We start from the raw sequence: 17518 nt of genomic DNA, 5'->3' as shown, positions 1-17518 counted from the left end.
AGTAGCCACCTGACTCTCTTGTTTGGAAGTGAAAGCCAAAACCTCAAAGGGATCAGGACATGAACTCCAACAAATTCGTGTTGGCTGCAGTTGCTGCGATTTGCGCACAAGCGGCCCATGCACAAGACGCCACCGAAGTGGACCCAATTGTTGTTAATGCTGGTCAAGATCGCGTGGCATCAGATGTGCCGCAATCTGTTACGGTTGTGAACCAAGAAAAGCTCGACGAAGTGCAAGCGGCCAATGTGGGTGATATCCTTGATACGGTGCCTGGGGTTTCGGGCGTTGGGTCCAGCAGCCCGCTTGGGCAATCTTTTAACATTCGCGGTGTGGGTGCGGGCTTGGATGCGGCTGAAAGCTCGATCCACACCCTTGTGGATGGTGAGGAGGTGTATTTCGAAAGCTATCGCCAAGGGTCGATCTTTCTGGAACCTGAATTGTTGAAACGGGTTGAGGTTCTGCGGGGGCCTGGCAGTTCTACGTTGTATGGGTCTGGTGCTTTGGGCGGTGTGATCCTGTTCGAAACCAAAGACGCGACGGATTTCTTGAAAGACGGGGACACGTTTTCTGTTCGCCAAAAGCTGACCTTTGAAACGAATGAAGACAAGTTTCAGAGCACGACAATTCTGGCCTTTGCCCCTGACAATAAATTTGATGCCTTGCTGGCGTTTTCCTATTCCGATGTGGGAATCAGCGAAGATGGTGATGGGAATGAGTTGATCCGCACCAACGCCGATATGTACAACTTTTTAGGGAAGGTGAACTATTCTGAGGGCGCGAATACGTTCAGTTTTTCTTATCAGCATTTGTATTCTGACGGCAAAAATCAGGACTTCAACCAGATTGATGGCTGCTGCCAATCCCCGTTCTTTAGCTGGGGTTTTGGGAATATCGTCAATGAATCCCAAGTGGCCAAACTGGAGTATAACTTTGCCCCTGAAGACAGCCGTTTTTGGGATTTGACCGCTTCACTGTCTTACACCAATTCGAGCCGTGACGTGCAGCAAGGGACCGATCCAGCCAATCAAGTTTTTGCATCGTTGCTGGGTGAGCGCTCTTACGAGCTGTGGAAAGCAAAAGTGGAAAACACCGCTGACTTATCCACGGATTCTGTTGAGCATTATCTAACATTTGGTGTGGCGGCGTCTTATCGGGATCGCACATCTTTGCCTTTGTCGTTGTCACATGCAGAGGCCATCACAAAAACATTTGAGATTTACGCCCTGAGCGAGCTGACGTTTAATGATCGCCTGACCGTCAACACGGGTCTGCGCATTGATCGTCAGACCATTGATCCCAAAGACAGTGTTGCGGGCAATCCTGCCAATATTTCAGAGACGGCCATCGAGCCGCAAGTTTCTGCGATCTATAAGCTGAACGATAATTGGAACGTGTTTGGGTCCATTGCGCGGGTCAATCGTTTGCCCACAGATGACGAGATTTTCGATAACTTTCGGGGCGCGGGATTCAATTTAGACCTGCAATCAGAAAAAGGCATGAACTATGAAATTGGCGTGTCGTATTCGGGCCAAGGTGTGTTTTCGTCGGACGATGAATTGGATTTCAAGGCCACCGCTTTTTACAGTGATATCGACAATAAAATCATCCGCAATGCGGCCACGGCACAGTTCCAGAACATCGACTTTGCCAAGATTAAGGGTCTGGAAATTGAAGGGCGCTACGCATCAGGACGCTTTAGCGCTTCTGCTGGTATCACACTGATTGACGGCGAAGGTCCGGGCGGTGCAAAGCTCGATACCATTGCGAACAACTCGTTAAAGTTGGGGCTTGGCTATCAATTCACGCCTGATCTGAAAATGGGCATCAACAGTGTGTTTGCTGCGGACCGAACCCAAGCTCGGGGCGCGTTCAGCGGATACAACGTCCACAATATTTACGCCACCTATCGGCCAAGTCAGGGCGTATTGGAAGGGGTCGAGGTTCGTTTCGGAATCGATAACGTCTTCGACAAAACCTACCAACCAGCCACTTATCTTTCCACTGCTGCCAAGGGACGAAACGTAAAACTCTCCCTCGCAAAAACATTCTAAACGGAGCCTTTTATGCTGGATCATGCAGTCACAGACACCTTCGAGCGCTATCAGGCCCTTACCAAAGAAAAAGGCTCTTTGCGCGCGGTTGAAGCGGCCAGAGAACTGGGCGTTTCAGAAGCCGAGCTGGTTGAAGCGAAACAACTATCGGGCGTAGCGAAGCGGTTGCGTCGAGATGAGACGCGCGGCTTTGCTGAATTGCTCGAAGGGTTGGTGGGCTTGGGCGAGGTCATGTGCCTGACCCGAAATGAACACGCCGTGCATGAACGGTATGGCGAATTTGATAATGTGAAAATTGGCAGAATCATGGGGTTGGTGTTGAACCGCACGATTGATTTGCGAATTTTCATGCAGCGTTGGGTGACAGGGTTTGTGATCGAAGAAGAGGTTGCTTCTGGGCTGCGCGTGTCTTTGCAGTTCTTTGATAAATTTGGTGTGGCGGTTCATAAAATTTATCCCACAGAGCAGACCGACCGTGCGGGATTTGACACGTTGGTGGCGGATTGGATTGATCTGGACCCAGCCAAAGTAGATCCCAAATCACCCCCAACACCCGAGCTTGATCGCCCTGACAGCGAAATTGACGTGGTGCAAATGCGGGCTGATTGGGAGCAGATGACAGATGTGCATCAGTTTATTGGATTGCTGAACACCCACAAGGTAGGGCGTATGCAGGCGTTTCGCCTGATTGGTGAGGACATGTGCTATGAGGTGCCGACAGAGGGCATCACATGGGCGCTGGAAAAAGCAGCGGAAACGCAGGTGCCGATCATGGTCTTTATCGGCAACAAGGGCTGCATTCAGATTCACACGGGCGAAGTCAAAAACATCAAAGCGATGGGGCCTTGGATCAACGTTTTGGATGAAAAATTCCACATGCACTTGCGTCAAGATAAGGTCGCCCATGCGTGGGTTGTGCGCAAACCGTCAAAGGACGGGATTGTTACATCACTGGAAGCATTCGACGCAGAGGCCAATAATTTTTGCATGATGTTTGGCGAACGTGGTGAAGGGAACGCTGAATTGGACCCGTGGCGAGAAATCCTGAACGGATTGGGTACTCTGTCATGATGGGGCGCAGTTTGTTGACGATTGGCTTGTTAAGCGTTGCGAGCATCGCGCAAGCAGACCCCTTTGAACGGATCGCGGTCGCGGGTGGGGATTTGACCGAAATCGTCTATGCGCTGGGTGCTGGGGATCAGGTTGTGGCCGCCGACAGCACATCCACCTATCCGCCAAATGTAAAAGACAAGGCGCAGATTGGCTATGTTCGGGCGTTATCCGCAGAGTGTCCGTTGTCATATAAAGTGGGACATCAGAGCGGCTTGAGCATTGGAGGCTCTGGCTCGTTAGTGTGATTGATTATGCTGCTTGTTTCTGATGTTGCAAGCGACGTTGTTTGATTGTCTGTTTCTTGATCCTCTTCCTTTCTCTCAGAATGGCTTTGTCGCGGCCGAAGTAGACATCGGCGGGTGTGACGTTGTTCAGGCTCTCGTGGTATCGTCGGTTATTGTAATAGTCGACGAAGGCCTCGATCTGGCGCTCGAGATCGCCGGGCAGATAGTAGTTTTCTAACAGCACTCGGTTCTTCATCGTTTGATGCCATCGTTCGATTTTGCCTTGGGTCTGTGGATGGAACGGAGCACCACGGACATGATCCATATTTTGCCCTTCCAGCCATTCGGCCAGGTCGCCAGATATGTAACACGATCCGTTATCGCTGAGCAGGCGTGGTTTGTGCCGAACAACCGCTTGGTCACAGCCTGATGCTGTCAGAGCGCGCTCAATCGTCTCGGTCACATCACTGGCCCGCATGGTTGTACACAGTTTCCATGAGATGATGTAGCGGCTGTAATCATCCAAGATCGTAGACAGATAATACCACCCCCAACCAATGATTTTGAAGTAGGTGAAGTCTGTCTGCCACATCTGATTGATGGCGGTGGTTTTATCCGTGAACTCGTTGGCTGCTTTGATCACCACGTAGTCTGGTGCTGTGATCAGGTCGGCTTCCTTGAGAATGCGATAAGCTGATGATTCTGAGACAAAATACCGCTTTTCATCGGTGTATTTGACTGCCAGCTCGCGCGTGCTCAGCGCCTCGTGTTCCAGCGCAAACGCGATCAGGTCGTCACGACGATCATCGGGGATGCGGTTCCAAACGGATTTAGGGCATGGCGATTTGTCAGCCAGCCGGTCAAACCCGCCTTCGAGATATAAATCATACCAGCGATAGAATGTGGTGCGTGGAATGCCCAGCATGTCGAGGGTCTGCTTGGTTGGCAGATGTGATCCCTCGACGGTGCGGATGACCTCCAGCTTCTCAGACGCAGGGTATCTCATTCCTCGAACTCCCCAGCCCCTGTCATGCTTTTTTTGAGAAGCCGGTTCTCAAGCGTCAGATCGGCCACGCATTCCTTCAAGGCCATAGCTTCTGAGCGTAGTTCTTTCACTTCAGGGGATGTGGCCTGACGCGCCGTATCGCCAGATAGACGGCGTTTGCCTGCTTCAAGGAATTCTTTCGACCAGCTGTAATACAGGCTCTCCGCGATGCCCTCCCGACGGCACAACGCTGAGATGCTTTCTTCTCCACGCATCCCTGCCAGCACAATGCGGATCTTCTCCTCCGCCGAATAGGTTTGACGTGTCTTGCGGCGGATGTTCTTTACCAATTTATCTGCAGACGCTTTGCTGCTTCCGGATTTCTTGTTCATCTTCACTCCATGAAGGTTACGATGAACCAGAAATCCTCCGTTGTTCAATTCCTCAAATCTGTCCCAAAGGCCCTGACGTCAGACATGGTATGCTGTTGCTCGGCTTTGGTCCGCGCACCGCAGAAGCCGTTGAAACGCTCATGGGGCATCTGCACGGCGACGGGTCGTGACCCTTGGCTGTGGTCGAACCCGCCGTGGCGCATCGTGGTGCAATTTCTGGCGTACATTTGAAATTCGCCGTATTGCTGGCTCTCCTTGTCAGTGTCGCATTGGCCGAGATTGCTTTTGGCCCTGTTCGGTTGACTTTGGGTGATATCGCCCGAGCGATGACAGGAAATGCGGACCCGATGCCGACGGCTATCATCACGCAAATCCGCACGCCTCGGATGGTTTTGGGGCTTGGTATCGGGCTGTCCTTGGCGATGTGCGGCGCAGTTTTGCAAGGTCTCTTGCGCAACCCTTTGGCGGACCCAGGTTTGATCGGCATTTCAGGCGGAGCATCGGCTGCGGTGGTTGTGGTCATTGTGTTGGGCGATCTGTTTATCGGCGACATCCCCCCACCTGTGCGTCCTTATGTTTTGCCCATTGCCGCCTTTCTGGGTGCTTTATTGGTGACAGGGCTGATCCTTGGGCTCAGTCAAAAGAATGGCGAGATGTCCGTGGGGCGGTTGATTCTGGTGGGCGTCGCCATCAATTCGATTGCAGGGGCTGGGATTGGGTTTCTGACCTATATTTCGGATGACACGCAACTGCGTGATCTGACGTTTTGGTCCATGGGGAGCCTTGCGAAATCTGGCTGGCTGGCGGTGTTGATCAGCGTTGCAGCCATGTTGGCGGCCACATTGTACCTGTACAAGTTCACCCGTGCGCTTGATCTGTTTCAACTGGGGGAACGGGCCGCGTTTCATTCGGGTTTGGATGTGATGAAGATAAAGTTTACCGTGTGTACAATCTGCGCTGTCGCCGTTGGCGCAGGGGTGTCCATTGCGGGCCCCATTGGGTTCATCGGATTGGTCGCCCCGCACATTGCACGCATGTTGGTTGGCGCATCTCATCGGGTGTTGTTGCCCGCCTCTGCTCTTGTGGGTGGGGCACTGTTGCTCGGTGCGGATTTGATCGTGCGCACCGTGGCACCGCCCCAAGAATTGCCCATCGGCCTGGCCACGTCTTTGATCGGAGGACCGTTCTTTTTGTTCCTTTTGCTGCGCGAGCGAAAGATATGATCCAAGGCCGCGATATCAGCCGGACCTATGGGCGCAAAACGATCCTGCACAATGTTGATGCGGAGGTGCGCTTTGGCACGGTTGTGGCGCTGTGTGGGCCGAATGGTGCAGGGAAATCAACCTTGCTGTCTGCTTTGGCAGGTGACGCCAAATTGGCAGGAGGGCGTGTTACATATGGGGCGGCGTTCAGCGATGATCTGACGGCCAAAGAGCTGGCAAAGAAGCGGGCGGTTTTGGAGCAAACCCCAAGCCTAAGCGCAAGGTTTTCCGTGGATGAATTGGTGCGTTTGTCTGTGCCGTTGGACCTATCGCCAGCGGAAACAGACGGGTTGGTCAGCGCGGTTTTGGCTCAGTTGGGGTTAGGAGCCTTCGCCCATCGCATGGTGGAAACCCTGTCAGGAGGGCAACGTCATCGTGCGCATTTGGCACGGGTTTTGGCCCAGCTTCGCGCCAACCGTGATCTGTTTGGTCCCAACCATCTGTTTCTGGACGAACCCACCGCCAGTCTTGATATTTTGCACCAGATCGAAGTGATGAAAGCTGCAAGAGCCGAGGCGCGGCAAGGGTCTGGCGTATTGGTGGTTTTGCATGATCTGAACCTTGCCGCGGCTTTTGCGGATCAGGTTGTCCTTATGAAGGAAGGGCGCGTTGTCCAATCAGGGACAATTGGCGCGGTGCTGCAAAGCAAAACACTGTCAGAGGTGTATGGCACGGCGATAATTGTGGAAAAACAGGGCGCGGCACCTTTGACTATCCGACCCTGTTTTGAAGGCGCGCGACTGTGAACCAGTGTCGAATCTGATGAGCTGAAAGCGCTAGATGAATGCAGGCTCAAACCCGAAGTAGCGGCAGCGCCTCATATCTATTTTGGTGTGATCCGATGCTGATACAGGTGGTCAAAATGGGGCTTCATGCGGCGGTGAACGCGACGGACCCGCTCAGGCGCATCTGCGACCTCGATATAGCGGCGCACTTGTGGCGTAAGGCCGGTGGATTGCGCAAGATTGGCGTGAAACGATCCGCCATCCCACCAGCTGTGAGCAGATGGGTCTCCGCCTGGCTCCCATGACATGGCTTCTGGCAGGAAAGGGATGCCAACGGCGTTGCAAAAGGCAGCGACCATGCTGTCAGGGTCTTCGAGAAGATCGTCGCTGTCGATCACGGGCGGCGGTGTGCCGTTTAGCGCAGTGAGCAGGTCGAACAGGGCGCGTTGTTCGGGAAAGCCAACTTCAAGTTCATCGAAATCGGGCCATTTATTGTACATGCTGGAAATGGTCTTGGCGGGATCGCGGATTAGGAACGCATGTGTGAAATGACCCAGAAACTCTGGAGTCCACATGTGATTGATATAGTGAGGGAAATCCTTGAGGAAGACTGGCCCTTTTTCAGCCCGTGCCTGAATATCGTCCCAAACGCTTTCGATAGTTAGGCCAGAGGTCGTCTCCTCTCCCTCTTTGAAACGGGGCCAAAGCGGATCTTCGCCTTGATACCACGCTTCGCCAAAGGGTTCGTGCAGGCAATCGAGATCGCCCCGCTGGCGCATCATCCATTCAAAAGCTGTGGAGGTGGAACGCGGAATTGCCCAGAGTGCGATGATCTTATGCATGGAGGCTCTCCAATAGTGCGCTTTGCGGTGTGGTCGGTGCGATGCGCAGATCTTTCATGATCCGCCAATAAAGGGCAGTGTCATGGCCGATGACAGGCCTGCCCAATTTTGATTCCATCGCGCGGGCGAGATGGAGTGGACGCTGCGGTAGCCCACTCAGCCCTGAACGGAAATTGCACATGCCATTGATGAGGTAGGCATCAGCCTCTGGCGCTTGTTCAGCAACATAGGTGAAGCTTTTGTCGAACAGATCGCCGTCGAAAATCCAGCGCTTTGCGTTCACCGCTTGTTGGTCTGGGAACCATCCCTGATCCACGAAATTTCCTGCCCAAAGCACATCAAATCCTGCCTCGCGCAGGAACGCCGCCGTTCCCTGCCACCAGTCTGGCCAATGGTAGGCCGCGTTTAGCGCGACTTTTTCAACGTTCATCGCCCGCAAAGCCTCTACCATCGCGTAACCCGCCATGTGGAATTGAGTTTCGTATTTGTCGGACAAATCAACACAGTGTTGGCGGATGCCCTCCACGCCTAGACCACTGGCATGAACCCAGTTCGATCCAACTTGCCCACAGACATCGACGCCATTGCGCGCCATGCAATGAACAAAGTCGTCCATCATGCCAAAGTTGGCTTTGCGTTGGTCCAACCCATGCGCATAATCAGGCACGTGTAGCATCCAACCATGTACGCCGACGGACTCGGGTGACATGCGCAAAAAGTCAGAGGGCGCCGCATCATAATCAAACGGCGGACAGGTAAACCCAACCTGATGCGGGAACAGCTTTTGCTCGGCTGTCCATTTTTTTGGCATTGCAAAATCAGTCATCAATCGCGTCCCGCATCCAGCGCTGCAAGTGCATGACAGGATGTTCCGAATTAACCCCGCCCTTTGGGTCAATGACCAATGGACCCGGTACATAGCCGCGCGATTTCAAGCCGCGATGAACGCTTTCGACCAAGTGGATGTCTTCTTCAACAGTTGTTGCGCGATCTTGCAGTGCGAGCTTGCGAACCTTTTCATCGTCGTTTCCATCGACGGAATACCAGCCACGCCAAACGACCACATGATCCGCGTCGATGGCCCGCCAATGATAGGTGTTCAAAACGTTGCCTGGATAGACCTGAAAGCTGAACATGGGCCATAGGAACCAGCTAGAGTATTCGTGAGAGTGGGCAAAGCCGGAATTGATGTCATAGGTCATCTGATCCAACGCCTGACATTCGGTCGTGTGGCGCAGGCATTTGCCTTGGGGTTGGATGTCGTAAGTTTCGGGCTTTACCACGCCATTGGCAAAAGTAGGGTGGTTCAATGAACAGTGATAACATTCGGAGTAGTTTTCGACCGAGACTTTCCAATTACATGTCTCGGGAATTTCGACCCACTCTAATGGTTTGAGCTCGGCCCAATTCGGCACCCATTCTTCCAGCTCTGCCCGCGCATTTGGAAACCAGTCTTCCATCGGAGCCGCATCTGGATCGAGGTTGACGAAAACAAAGCCAAGGACGATTTCCGCACGCACTTCGGTCAGACAGATGTTAGATTTATCAAAGCCTTCGACCGCTTTGATGTTCGGCCCAGCACGCAGTTGGCCCGTCAATTCATATGTCCATGCGTGATAAGGGCAAACGACAACGCGGGTGGTGCCCCTGCCGCTGACCAACTGATGAGCGCGGTGTTGGCACACGTTGTAGAACACGCGGATTTTGTCGTCATGCCCACGGATGGCGAACAGGTTTTCACCCGCGATTTCGAATGTTGCGTAGTCGCCGATCTGTGCAAGTTCCGAGGCATGGCAGCCGAACTGCCAAGTCCGCGCAAGCAAACCGCTTGTTTCCAGTTTGAACACCTCAGGATCGGTGTAATACCGCGCGTCTAAGGATCTGATCGGCTCGCTCATGTACCCTCTCCGTGATATAGGCCAAGCTGGTGGCGGCGTTTGTGGAATGTCTCAACCCGCTTGGGGATTTCGTCGCTGGCGACGGCAATCACAAAGGACAGAAGCGTTTCCAGCAGGGCGATTATGCTGACGGACGACGGAAAAAACTGCGGTGTGTCTACCGACACGACGAAACCGTGATCGGCCATGCGAATAATTGGGCTGGCTGGGCTGTCAGACAGGGACACGATGACCATGCCTTGTTCGCGGGCAATTCGGACGGCTTCGACCACTTCAGAGCGGTAGGGTTTGCAGGTGATTGCGATCAGAATGTCGCGATCATCAGCCCAAGCCAAGTCATCCACTGGCGTCGATCCTGGGCGCGGGATGGCGTGGAATTCGGTCATTCCTGTCGAAGCCAGATAAGTGAAGTTGCGTGCGACCGAGTTGTTCACACCCACGCCCAAGGTGAAAACCCGCCGCGCGTTCCAAATTGCTTCTGCCGCTGTTTTCATTTTTTCCGTAGAAACACCTGCGAATGTGTCTTCGATATTTGCCATAACGTCACGGACCATATCGGCATAGAGCCCGCCAAGTTCGCCAGACTTGGAAATATCCTGCAACCACCGCGCCCGATCTGGAAAGTCTGCGGCCCCTTTGCGTATGGCGTCACGAAAGGGGGCGCGAAAATCCTCGTACCCTTCGAAGCCGACTTGGCGCGCCATGCGCACAACGGTGTTTGGTTTCACATTCGCGGCTTCGGCAATCTCGCGTACAGTGGACACGCCTACATCGCGTGGGTTTTCCAGCACGTAAGTTGCTGCTTTGCGCGCCTCTGGTGTTAACTCCGTCAGCTCCCCAGCGAGGCGCTCCAGAATCGTATTTGATACATTTGTCCCATTCATGGTTGACGATGGTACTTATGTCCGCTTAGCCTGTCCACAGAAAATGCGACTCACAAAGGAATGTTTCTGTGGCCACTGATTTTCCAACCTCCGCGCGTGTTGTCATTGTTGGTGGCGGGGTCATGGGGGTTGGCCTTGCTTATCATCTGGGGCACGAAGGCTGGGGCGCTGAAACGGTTCTTCTGGAAAAGGCGGAGTTAACGTCGGGCAGCACATGGCATGCGGCGGGGCAAATCACTCATTCGACATCAAGTTTCGGGCTGGGCAAATGCGTTGATTACAACATCGGGCTTTATTCAGGCGGGCTGGAAGCCGAAACGGGTCAGCCTGTCACGTGGCATGGGTGCGGGTCATTTCGACTGGCCTATACCGAAGATGAGATGGATTGGCTCCGCCATACGTTGTCGGTTGGGCGCTCACTTGGGTTTAATATTGAACTGGTTGGTCCCGCTGAAATTGCCAAACTTCATCCGTTTTATAACCTTGATGGCGTTCTGGGTGCATTGCATACGCCTGATGATGGCCACGTCGACCCCACAAACGTAACGATGGCAATGGCGGCGGGCGCGCGGCAAAAAGGTGTGCGGATCATACGGCATTGCCGTGCCACAAACATTACTCAACTGCCGTCTGGGGAGTGGCAGGTCGAAACCGAGAAGGGTGTGATCACTTGTGAACATGTGGTCAATGCGGGTGGCACATATGCACGCCAGATGGGTGAGTGGTCGGGCCTGCAATTGCCGATGACGTCGATGACGCACCACTATTTCGTCACGGAGCCTGTGCCTGAGTTTGAGCATCTGAACACTGAACTGCCCGTCATTCGTGATGACAAAAAGGTTTCTGGTTACATCCGAATGGAACAAAAACGCGGACTGATCGGGATTTATGAAAAGGAGAACCCGAACTCGGTCTGGCATGATCACTGCCCGTGGGATTATGAAAACTGGTTGTTTGACGCTGACTACGACCGCGTCATGCCTTATCTCGAAGAAAGCCTGAACCGAATGCCGATCTTTGCGGAGTTGGGCATTCAGCGTGAAGTGCATGGTGCGATCAGCCATCCGCCTGATGGAAATCCGCTGATCGGCCCAGCACCGGGCGTGCGCAACTACTGGTGTTGCTGTGGCACCCAAATCGGTATCGGGTGGGGCCCAGGCCTGACCCGTGAATTGGCACGGTGGATGGTGCATGGAGCGGCAGATATTTCGATGCGCGACTATGATCCGCGCCGCTTTGGCAGCTATGCCACAAAAGAGTGGCAGGTGGTCAAAGCGGAAGAGGATTATTGCTTGCGCCACGAAATCCCATTCCCGCATTTCAACCGCCTTGCTGGGCGGCCCATCAAACCTTCGCCTTTGCATGATATGCTAAAGGCAAAAGGGGCCGTGCATGAGGAGGTTTACGGCTTTGAGCGTCCGCGTTTCTTTGCCAAGGGCATCGCGCAAGAAGATCATTACGCGTTCAATCGCACGCCCGTTGATGACATGGTCGCGGCCGAGGTGCAGGCGGTGCGAAATGGCGTTGGCATAATGGATGTAACGGCCTTTACTAAAGTGCTGGTGTCTGGCCCAAACGCGTACGCGCTGTTGGATCGTCTGACCGCAAACCGTATGCCACAAAAAGACGGTTCGATTACACTGACCCATATGCTGAACCGTGCAGGACGGATTGAATTGGAGACAACAATCGTGCGCATGGCAGAGGACAGTTTTTATCTGGTCTGCGCCGCATTCTTTGAACAACGCTTGCTGGATCATCTGGCGCACCAATGCGGGGATGCGGATGTGACGATCACAGCCCTGTCGTCGGATTGGAGCGCCCTATCGCTCAATGGACCAAAATCGCGGCAGGTTCTGGCGCAGTGTAGCGGCGCGGACTTGTCAAACGCGGGTTTTCGCTGGCTCTCCGCGCAGGAAATCACGGTTGCAGGGCATAAAATCTGGGCGTTCCGCATGTCTTATGCAGGTGAGTTGGGATGGGAGTTCCATATGCCGAACGAGGCTTGCGTTGATGTTTACACCGCGCTTTGGACTGCAGGGGAGCCTCACGGCATTGCCGACTATGGATCATTTGCGATGAACGTGATGCGGATGGAAAAAGGTTTTAAGGGGGCGGGCGAGCTGACAAACGAGGTGACGTTGGCCGAGGCTGATGTGCTGCGTTTTGCTCGCACGGACAAAGATTATTTAGGGCGTGACAAGACGCTAAATACGGATTTGCCTTGGATTTGTGCCTATCTGGAAATCGAACCAGATGGCGTGGCTGACGGCCACGGAGGAGAAGCAGTTCTGCACAATGGGCAGGTTGTAGGATCGACCGCATCGGTGGCGTACGGGCCAACGGTGGGTAAAATCCTTGCTTTTGCCTATATCAAACCAGACGCGGCGCAAGCTGGTACGCCGCTTGAGGTTGTTGTTCACGGAAAGGCGCGATCTGCCCGTGTCTTAGGAGAGCCAGCCTATGATCCAGAAAGCCTAAAACCAAGGAGCGACGCATGAAACTGCCCAACACAATGAAAGCAATGGTCACGATGGGCCATGGTGACCTTGATCAGATGGTGCTGCACACTGATTGGCCGCGCCCAGAACCAGCGGCCGATGAGGTTTTGATAAAGGTGGGGGCCTGTGGGATGAACAACACCGACGTGAATACGCGGTCTGGCTGGTATTCCAAATCGGTGAGTGAGGCGACGACGGGCGGCGCGTTTAAAGACGTCGGAGAAGAGGATCCAACATGGGGCGGCGCACCGATTAGATTCCCACGTATTCAGGGTGCTGATGTGTGCGGTGAAATTGTTGCAGTTGGTGCAAAGGTTGATCCTGCCCGCATCGGTGAACGGGTGATTACGGATGGCTGGCTGCGGGATGCCAATGATCTCGATAACATCAACAAGACGGGTTATTTCGGGTCAGAACGTGACGGCGGTTTCGCCGAATACACAACAACACCCGCCCGCAATGCGCTTCCGATCAATTCGGATATGACTGATGCCGAACTCGCTACCTTTTCTTGTTCCTATTCCACCGCAGAAGGCATGCTGAGCCGCGCACATGTTACGGATCGCGACACGGTTTTGATCCCAGGCGCATCAGGGGGCGTTGGCGGCGCATTGGTACAGCTTGCCAAGCGGCGCGGCGCGCGTGTGATTGCGATGGCATCAGAGGCAAAGCACACAGAGGTCGCGAAATTTGGACCTGACACCATTTTACCCCGTGCTCCCGATGATTTGCGAACTGCACTGGGATCGGAAAAAATCACAGTTGTTGCGGACATTGTTGGTGGTCCTTACTGGCCAAAGCTCATTGATATCCTTGAGCGCGGTGGGCGGTATACGTGCTCGGGTGCAATCGCGGGCCCGATGGTCAATCTTGATTTGCGCACATTTTATCTGCGCGATCTAACCTTCACTGGCTCTACGGTTATTACTCCCGAGGTCATGCCAAACCTGATCCGCTACATCGAAGAGGGCCAGATTAAACCTGCGCTTGCCGCGACCTACCCGCTGGAACACCTTCGCGAAGCGCAAGCGGCATTCATCGACAAAAAGCACACAGGCAACATTGTTGTGGTTCCATGAAAATTACACGTCTTTCTGTTTATCAAATCGACCTGCCGCTTGAGCACCCCTATTGGCTCTCTGGCGGGCGTCTGAAATTCGAAGTTCTGGATGCAACACTGGTCAAAGTGGAAACCGATGCAGGCATCACAGGCTGGGGTGAAGGTACGCCTTGGGGCCACACCTACGTTCCTGCCCACGGGCCAGGCATTCGTGCGGGGATTGAGACGATGGCGCCTTTTATCCTCGGCCTTGATGCACGTCGCGTGCTGGACGTAGAACGCGCCATGGACCTTGCCTTGCCAGGGCATCTTTATGCCAAAAGCCCTATCGACATGGCGTGTTGGGATATTGCGGGGCAGGCGGCGGGTGTTCCGATTGCTGATCTGATGGGTGGCGGATCGCGCACACCACGTCCCATTGCCTCGTCTGTGGGGGCCAAAACGGTTGAAGAAACGCGTGCGGTGATCGACCGCTATCGCCAGCGTGGATATATCGCCCATTCCGTGAAAATCGGCGGTGACGTGATGCGCGATATTGCACGCATTCGGGATGTCGAAGATATTCGGCGGACAGATGAGATCGTTCTCTATGATGTGAACCGTGGTTGGACACGGCAACAGGCGTTGCGTGTTATGTCTGCGACAGAGGACTTGAACGTGATGTTTGAACAGCCCTGTGAAACGCTCGACGATATTGCAGCCATCAGCGGAAAGCACGCGGCACCTGTTTCGGTGGATGAATCTCTGGTTACACTGCAGGACGCTGCGCGCATCGCGCGGGACGGCTTGGCCGAAGTGTTTGGCATCAAGCTGAACCGTGTGGGCGGTTTAACCAAAGCCGCGCGGATGCGGGATGTTGCGTTGGCCCATGGGATCGACATGTTTGTGATGGCAACGGGCGGCACCGTTTTGGCCGACACAGAAGCGTTGCACTTGGCAGCAACAATTCCCGATGCCAATTGCCACGCGGTTTGGGCCTGTCAGGATATGATCACAATTGACATCGCCGCTGGCGCTGGCCCGCGCAATCAAGACGGTCATTTGCATTTGCCAGAAAAGCCTGGTCTTGGCGTTCATCCAGACGAAGAGATCATGGGTGACCCCGTGGCGGTCTACACATGAAGATCAGTCGCATCACCCTTTGGTCCGTCGACCTCACCAGCCATGAAACCTATTACATGGCCGAGGGGAAAACCTGCGACACTGTCAAAACGCATGTGCTGTGCTTGGAAACGAATACGGGCCTGAAAGGTTGGGGTGAAGTGTGCCCTATCCCGCATTATTTGCCTGCTTTTGCCGATGGTGTTCCAAGCGCGATCACTGAAATGGCCCCCGAAATTCTCGGTATCTCGCCCATGGGCGTGGATGCGCCCATGCGTAAATTGGACGGATTTTTGCAAGGGCATTTGGCGGCGAAGTCCATCGTCGATATGGCGCTTTGGGATCTGTTTGGGAAAGCAGTAGGCCAACCGCTTTATGCGTTACTTGGCGGGCGCACGCGGGCCGATATGCCGCTTTACCATTCGATCACCTGTATCGCACCTGACGAGATGGCGCGGATCGCACGGGATGCCTATGCCACGGGCATTCGTCAGTTTCAGGTAAAGCTGGGCGCGGATGCGGATTGGCAAGCAGATGCGGAACGTCTGATCAAAGTGCGGGAGGCAGTTGGCGCGGGGCCAGTGGTTTATGGTGATTGGAACTGTGGCGCGACGAAGCTGCAAGCCACGCGGACAGGTCGTGCTGTGGCACATCTCGACATTATGCTCGAACAGCCCTGCAAGACGCTGGAAGACTGCGCCGCTGTTCGGAATGCCACTGGTTTGCCGATGAAAATCGACGAAGGGGCTTATGATCTGGCCTCGCTTTTGCGCGCTGCAGACTTGGGGATTCTGGATGCTGTGGCTTTGAAATTGTCAAAGTTTGGCGGTCTTTCAGCAATGCGACGTGCGCGTGATCTGACGGTGCATTTGGGGGCAGAAATTTGCGCCGAATGCACGTGGGGATCAGACGTTGTAACCGCCGCCGCGTTGCACTTTGCGGCCACAACGCCGCATGGTGCGCTCCTGAACACGTGTGATCTGTCGTCCTACGTTGGCCCCCGCATTGCGCCTGATTGCCCCTCGCGTGAAAATGGCCGCATTGCGCCACCCGAAGGAGCGGGCCTTGGGGTAACACCTGACCTTGACGTGCTTGGCACGCCTATCCTTGAGTTGGACTGACACCATGCAAAAACTCTTCACCCAATCTGAATGGATCGCTCGCGCGCAAACTGTTTTGCCAGCGGGTGGTTTTGGCAACTTCGACCCTGGCATTGTGATTGCGCGGGGCGAGGGCAGTCATGTTTGGGACGAGGACGGCAATGAATACATCGATTATCTGATCGGTTCTGGTCCGATGCTTCTGGGGCATGGCCACCCAGAAGTTATGGAGGCCGTGCTGGATCAACTGCCCAAGGGTATGACGTTCTTTGCCAACAACGCCAAGGGTATTGAACTGGCCGAGGCGATTGTCGAGGCAGTGCCATGTTGTGAGCAAGTGCGCTTTGTTGCGTCAGGCGGGGAGGCTGATATGTACGCCATACGCCTCGCGCGGGCATACACGGGCCGCGACAAAATCCTGAAATTTGAGGGCGGGTATCATGGCATGAGCGCGGAGGCACAGATGAGCCTTGCGCCTGAAACGCGCGTCAACTTTCCCCAAGCGATCCCTGACAGTGCTGGCATTCCACAAGGTGTCGCGGAACAAATGTTGATTGCGCCTTACAATGATTTGGCTGCGGTCGAGGCCTTGCTGAACGAACATGACGACATCGCCGCCGTCATTGCGGAACCACTGCAACGGATTATTCCTGCCGCACCTGGTTATTTGCAGGGGTTGCGCGATCTGTGTGACAAACACGGCGTGTTGCTGATCTTTGACGAAATCGTCACAGGGTTCAGGCTGGCCTATGGTGGTGCGCAGGAACGTTATGGCGTGACGCCTGATATTTGCACGCTTGGCAAAATCATTGGCGGCGGGTTTCCACTCGCTGCGCTTGGGGCAAGTGCGGATATCATGCAGCACTTCGATAAATCCATTGTCGGCGGAGACAAATGGCTGATGCAGTTGGGGACCCTCTCGGGCAATCCGATTGCGGCAGCAGCGGGGCTGAAGACGATGGAGATTCTGAAACGGGATGGCAGCTATGACCGTCTTCGCACCATTGGGCGCACGTTGCAGGACATGCAAAGCAGTGCGCTGGACGCTGCAGGGATTCCGCATCAGGTTTGTGGAGATGAGACCCTATTTGATATCTTCTTTACCCCAAACCATTGCCGCGATTACCGCACCGCCAAGCATGATGACCCCGCGCGAAATGCCACCTATAATGCGACACTACGCCAGCACGGCATCTTCAAATCACCGGGTAAACTTTATCCATCACTCGCCATTAGTGAAGAGGACCTTGAAAAGACGAAATTTGCTGTCGAACGGGCTGTGGTGGCTATTTCTCAAACCTGACAGACTTTCCTGTTTGAAATTGAAGACATCTGTCTTTCTACGCCTTGGCTTTATGCGGGTGCCTCGGGTTTTGCCGA

General features: G+C 54.3%; 15 protein-coding genes. 10 read left to right on the top strand and 5 right to left on the bottom strand.

From position 1 onward, the window contains the following. Window positions 1-59: 59 nt before the first annotated feature. From QBD29_RS15505 to QBD29_RS15495, 3 genes are read left to right on the top strand one after another with little or no spacing between them, the layout of a single operon-like run. Window positions 60-2051 (top strand): TonB-dependent receptor, encoded by a 1992-nt coding sequence (locus QBD29_RS15505; RefSeq protein ID WP_280098986.1) that lies wholly within the window; start codon window positions 60-62, stop codon window positions 2049-2051. Between the two features lie 12 nt (window positions 2052-2063). Continuing rightward, window positions 2064-3122 carry a ChuX/HutX family heme-like substrate-binding protein gene (locus QBD29_RS15500; protein WP_280098985.1) on the top strand — a complete coding sequence of 353 codons (1059 nt, stop codon included), beginning with the start codon at window positions 2064-2066 and terminating at the stop codon, window positions 3120-3122. Between the two features lie 11 nt (window positions 3123-3133). Then, window positions 3134-3409, top strand: a complete 276-nt coding sequence (locus tag QBD29_RS15495; RefSeq protein ID WP_280098984.1) for a hypothetical protein — start codon at window positions 3134-3136, stop codon at window positions 3407-3409. Window positions 3410-3413: 4 nt separating this feature from the next. Here QBD29_RS15495 and QBD29_RS15490 read toward each other — a convergent pair. Continuing rightward, window positions 3414-4765, bottom strand: a protein-coding gene (locus QBD29_RS15490) for an IS3 family transposase (protein ID WP_280098781.1) whose coding sequence is annotated in 2 segments (ribosomal slippage) — window positions 3414-4429 and window positions 4429-4765 — 1353 coding nt in all. Because the reading frame shifts where the segments join, the coding sequence is not laid out codon by codon here. A 179-nt stretch (window positions 4766-4944) separates the two neighbouring features. Between QBD29_RS15490 and QBD29_RS15485 the strand changes: the two genes are divergently transcribed. Together QBD29_RS15485 and QBD29_RS15480 are read left to right on the top strand one after the other, a co-directional pair. Next, window positions 4945-5988, top strand: coding sequence for an iron ABC transporter permease (locus QBD29_RS15485; RefSeq protein ID WP_280100982.1), 1044 nt, complete (start codon window positions 4945-4947; stop codon window positions 5986-5988). Then, complete coding sequence (locus QBD29_RS15480) at window positions 5985-6773, top strand: ATP-binding cassette domain-containing protein (protein WP_280098983.1); 789 nt, start codon at window positions 5985-5987, stop codon at window positions 6771-6773. Before QBD29_RS15485 ends, QBD29_RS15480 begins: the two co-directional genes overlap by 4 nt. A gap of 77 nt (window positions 6774-6850) precedes the next feature. On the opposite strand, the gene QBD29_RS15475 is transcribed toward QBD29_RS15480, so the two are convergent. From QBD29_RS15475 to QBD29_RS15460, 4 genes are read right to left on the bottom strand one after another with little or no spacing between them, the layout of a single operon-like run. Next, window positions 6851-7594: a sulfotransferase family protein gene (locus QBD29_RS15475; RefSeq protein ID WP_280098982.1), complete on the bottom strand. Its 744-nt coding sequence runs from the start codon at window positions 7592-7594 to the stop codon at window positions 6851-6853. After that, on the bottom strand, window positions 7587-8420 hold the full coding sequence (locus QBD29_RS15470) for a hypothetical protein (protein WP_280098981.1): 834 nt from the start codon (window positions 8418-8420) through the stop codon (window positions 7587-7589). Before QBD29_RS15470 ends, QBD29_RS15475 begins: the two co-directional genes overlap by 8 nt. Beyond that, on the bottom strand, window positions 8413-9492 hold the full coding sequence (locus tag QBD29_RS15465; protein WP_280098980.1) for an aromatic ring-hydroxylating dioxygenase subunit alpha: 1080 nt from the start codon (window positions 9490-9492) through the stop codon (window positions 8413-8415). Before QBD29_RS15465 ends, QBD29_RS15470 begins: the two co-directional genes overlap by 8 nt. Further along, window positions 9489-10376 (bottom strand): MurR/RpiR family transcriptional regulator, encoded by an 888-nt coding sequence (locus QBD29_RS15460; RefSeq protein ID WP_280098979.1) that lies wholly within the window; start codon window positions 10374-10376, stop codon window positions 9489-9491. The genes QBD29_RS15465 and QBD29_RS15460 overlap by 4 nt, the downstream gene beginning before the upstream one ends. Before the next feature lie 68 nt (window positions 10377-10444). Here QBD29_RS15460 and QBD29_RS15455 point away from each other — a divergent pair, with 68 nt between their 5' ends. The 5 genes from QBD29_RS15455 to QBD29_RS15435 are packed head-to-tail and all read left to right on the top strand — an operon-like array spanning window position 10445 to window position 17441. Then, window positions 10445-12877, top strand: a complete 2433-nt coding sequence (locus tag QBD29_RS15455) for an FAD-dependent oxidoreductase (protein WP_280098978.1) — start codon at window positions 10445-10447, stop codon at window positions 12875-12877. Beyond that, window positions 12874-13956: an alcohol dehydrogenase family protein gene (locus QBD29_RS15450; RefSeq protein ID WP_280098977.1), complete on the top strand. Its 1083-nt coding sequence runs from the start codon at window positions 12874-12876 to the stop codon at window positions 13954-13956. The genes QBD29_RS15455 and QBD29_RS15450 overlap by 4 nt, the downstream gene beginning before the upstream one ends. Next, window positions 13953-15059 (top strand): enolase C-terminal domain-like protein, encoded by a 1107-nt coding sequence (locus QBD29_RS15445; protein ID WP_280098976.1) that lies wholly within the window; start codon window positions 13953-13955, stop codon window positions 15057-15059. Before QBD29_RS15450 ends, QBD29_RS15445 begins: the two co-directional genes overlap by 4 nt. Continuing rightward, entirely contained in the window at window positions 15056-16159 is a 1104-nt protein-coding gene (locus QBD29_RS15440) for an enolase C-terminal domain-like protein (protein ID WP_280098975.1), read from the top strand. The genes QBD29_RS15445 and QBD29_RS15440 overlap by 4 nt, the downstream gene beginning before the upstream one ends. A gap of 4 nt (window positions 16160-16163) precedes the next feature. Beyond that, window positions 16164-17441, top strand: coding sequence for an aminotransferase class III-fold pyridoxal phosphate-dependent enzyme (locus tag QBD29_RS15435; protein ID WP_280098974.1), 1278 nt, complete (start codon window positions 16164-16166; stop codon window positions 17439-17441). Window positions 17442-17518: the final 77 nt, after the last annotated feature.

It is taken from the genome of Amylibacter sp. IMCC11727, assembly GCF_029854195.1.
Classification (GTDB): Bacteria; Pseudomonadota; Alphaproteobacteria; order Rhodobacterales; family Rhodobacteraceae; genus Amylibacter.
The sequence above is the reverse complement of the archived record's forward strand: the minus strand, read 5'-3'. Positions and strand labels throughout refer to the sequence as shown.

What these genes read in the sequence shown, in the direction of transcription:
- QBD29_RS15505 (WP_280098986.1), top strand. Translation starts at nt 60, where the DNA reads ATGAACTCCAACAAATTCGTGTTGGCTGCAGTTGCTGCGATTTGCGCA.
- QBD29_RS15500 (WP_280098985.1), top strand. Translation starts at nt 2,064, where the DNA reads ATGCTGGATCATGCAGTCACAGACACCTTCGAGCGCTATCAGGCCCTT.
- QBD29_RS15480 (WP_280098983.1), top strand. Translation starts at nt 5,985, where the DNA reads ATGATCCAAGGCCGCGATATCAGCCGGACCTATGGGCGCAAAACGATC.
- QBD29_RS15475 (WP_280098982.1), bottom strand. Translation starts at nt 7,594, where the DNA reads ATGCATAAGATCATCGCACTCTGGGCAATTCCGCGTTCCACCTCCACA.
- QBD29_RS15470 (WP_280098981.1), bottom strand. Translation starts at nt 8,420, where the DNA reads ATGACTGATTTTGCAATGCCAAAAAAATGGACAGCCGAGCAAAAGCTG.
- QBD29_RS15465 (WP_280098980.1), bottom strand. Translation starts at nt 9,492, where the DNA reads ATGAGCGAGCCGATCAGATCCTTAGACGCGCGGTATTACACCGATCCT.
- QBD29_RS15460 (WP_280098979.1), bottom strand. Translation starts at nt 10,376, where the DNA reads ATGAATGGGACAAATGTATCAAATACGATTCTGGAGCGCCTCGCTGGG.
- QBD29_RS15450 (WP_280098977.1), top strand. Translation starts at nt 12,874, where the DNA reads ATGAAACTGCCCAACACAATGAAAGCAATGGTCACGATGGGCCATGGT.
- QBD29_RS15445 (WP_280098976.1), top strand. Translation starts at nt 13,953, where the DNA reads ATGAAAATTACACGTCTTTCTGTTTATCAAATCGACCTGCCGCTTGAG.
- QBD29_RS15440 (WP_280098975.1), top strand. Translation starts at nt 15,056, where the DNA reads ATGAAGATCAGTCGCATCACCCTTTGGTCCGTCGACCTCACCAGCCAT.
- QBD29_RS15435 (WP_280098974.1), top strand. Translation starts at nt 16,164, where the DNA reads ATGCAAAAACTCTTCACCCAATCTGAATGGATCGCTCGCGCGCAAACT.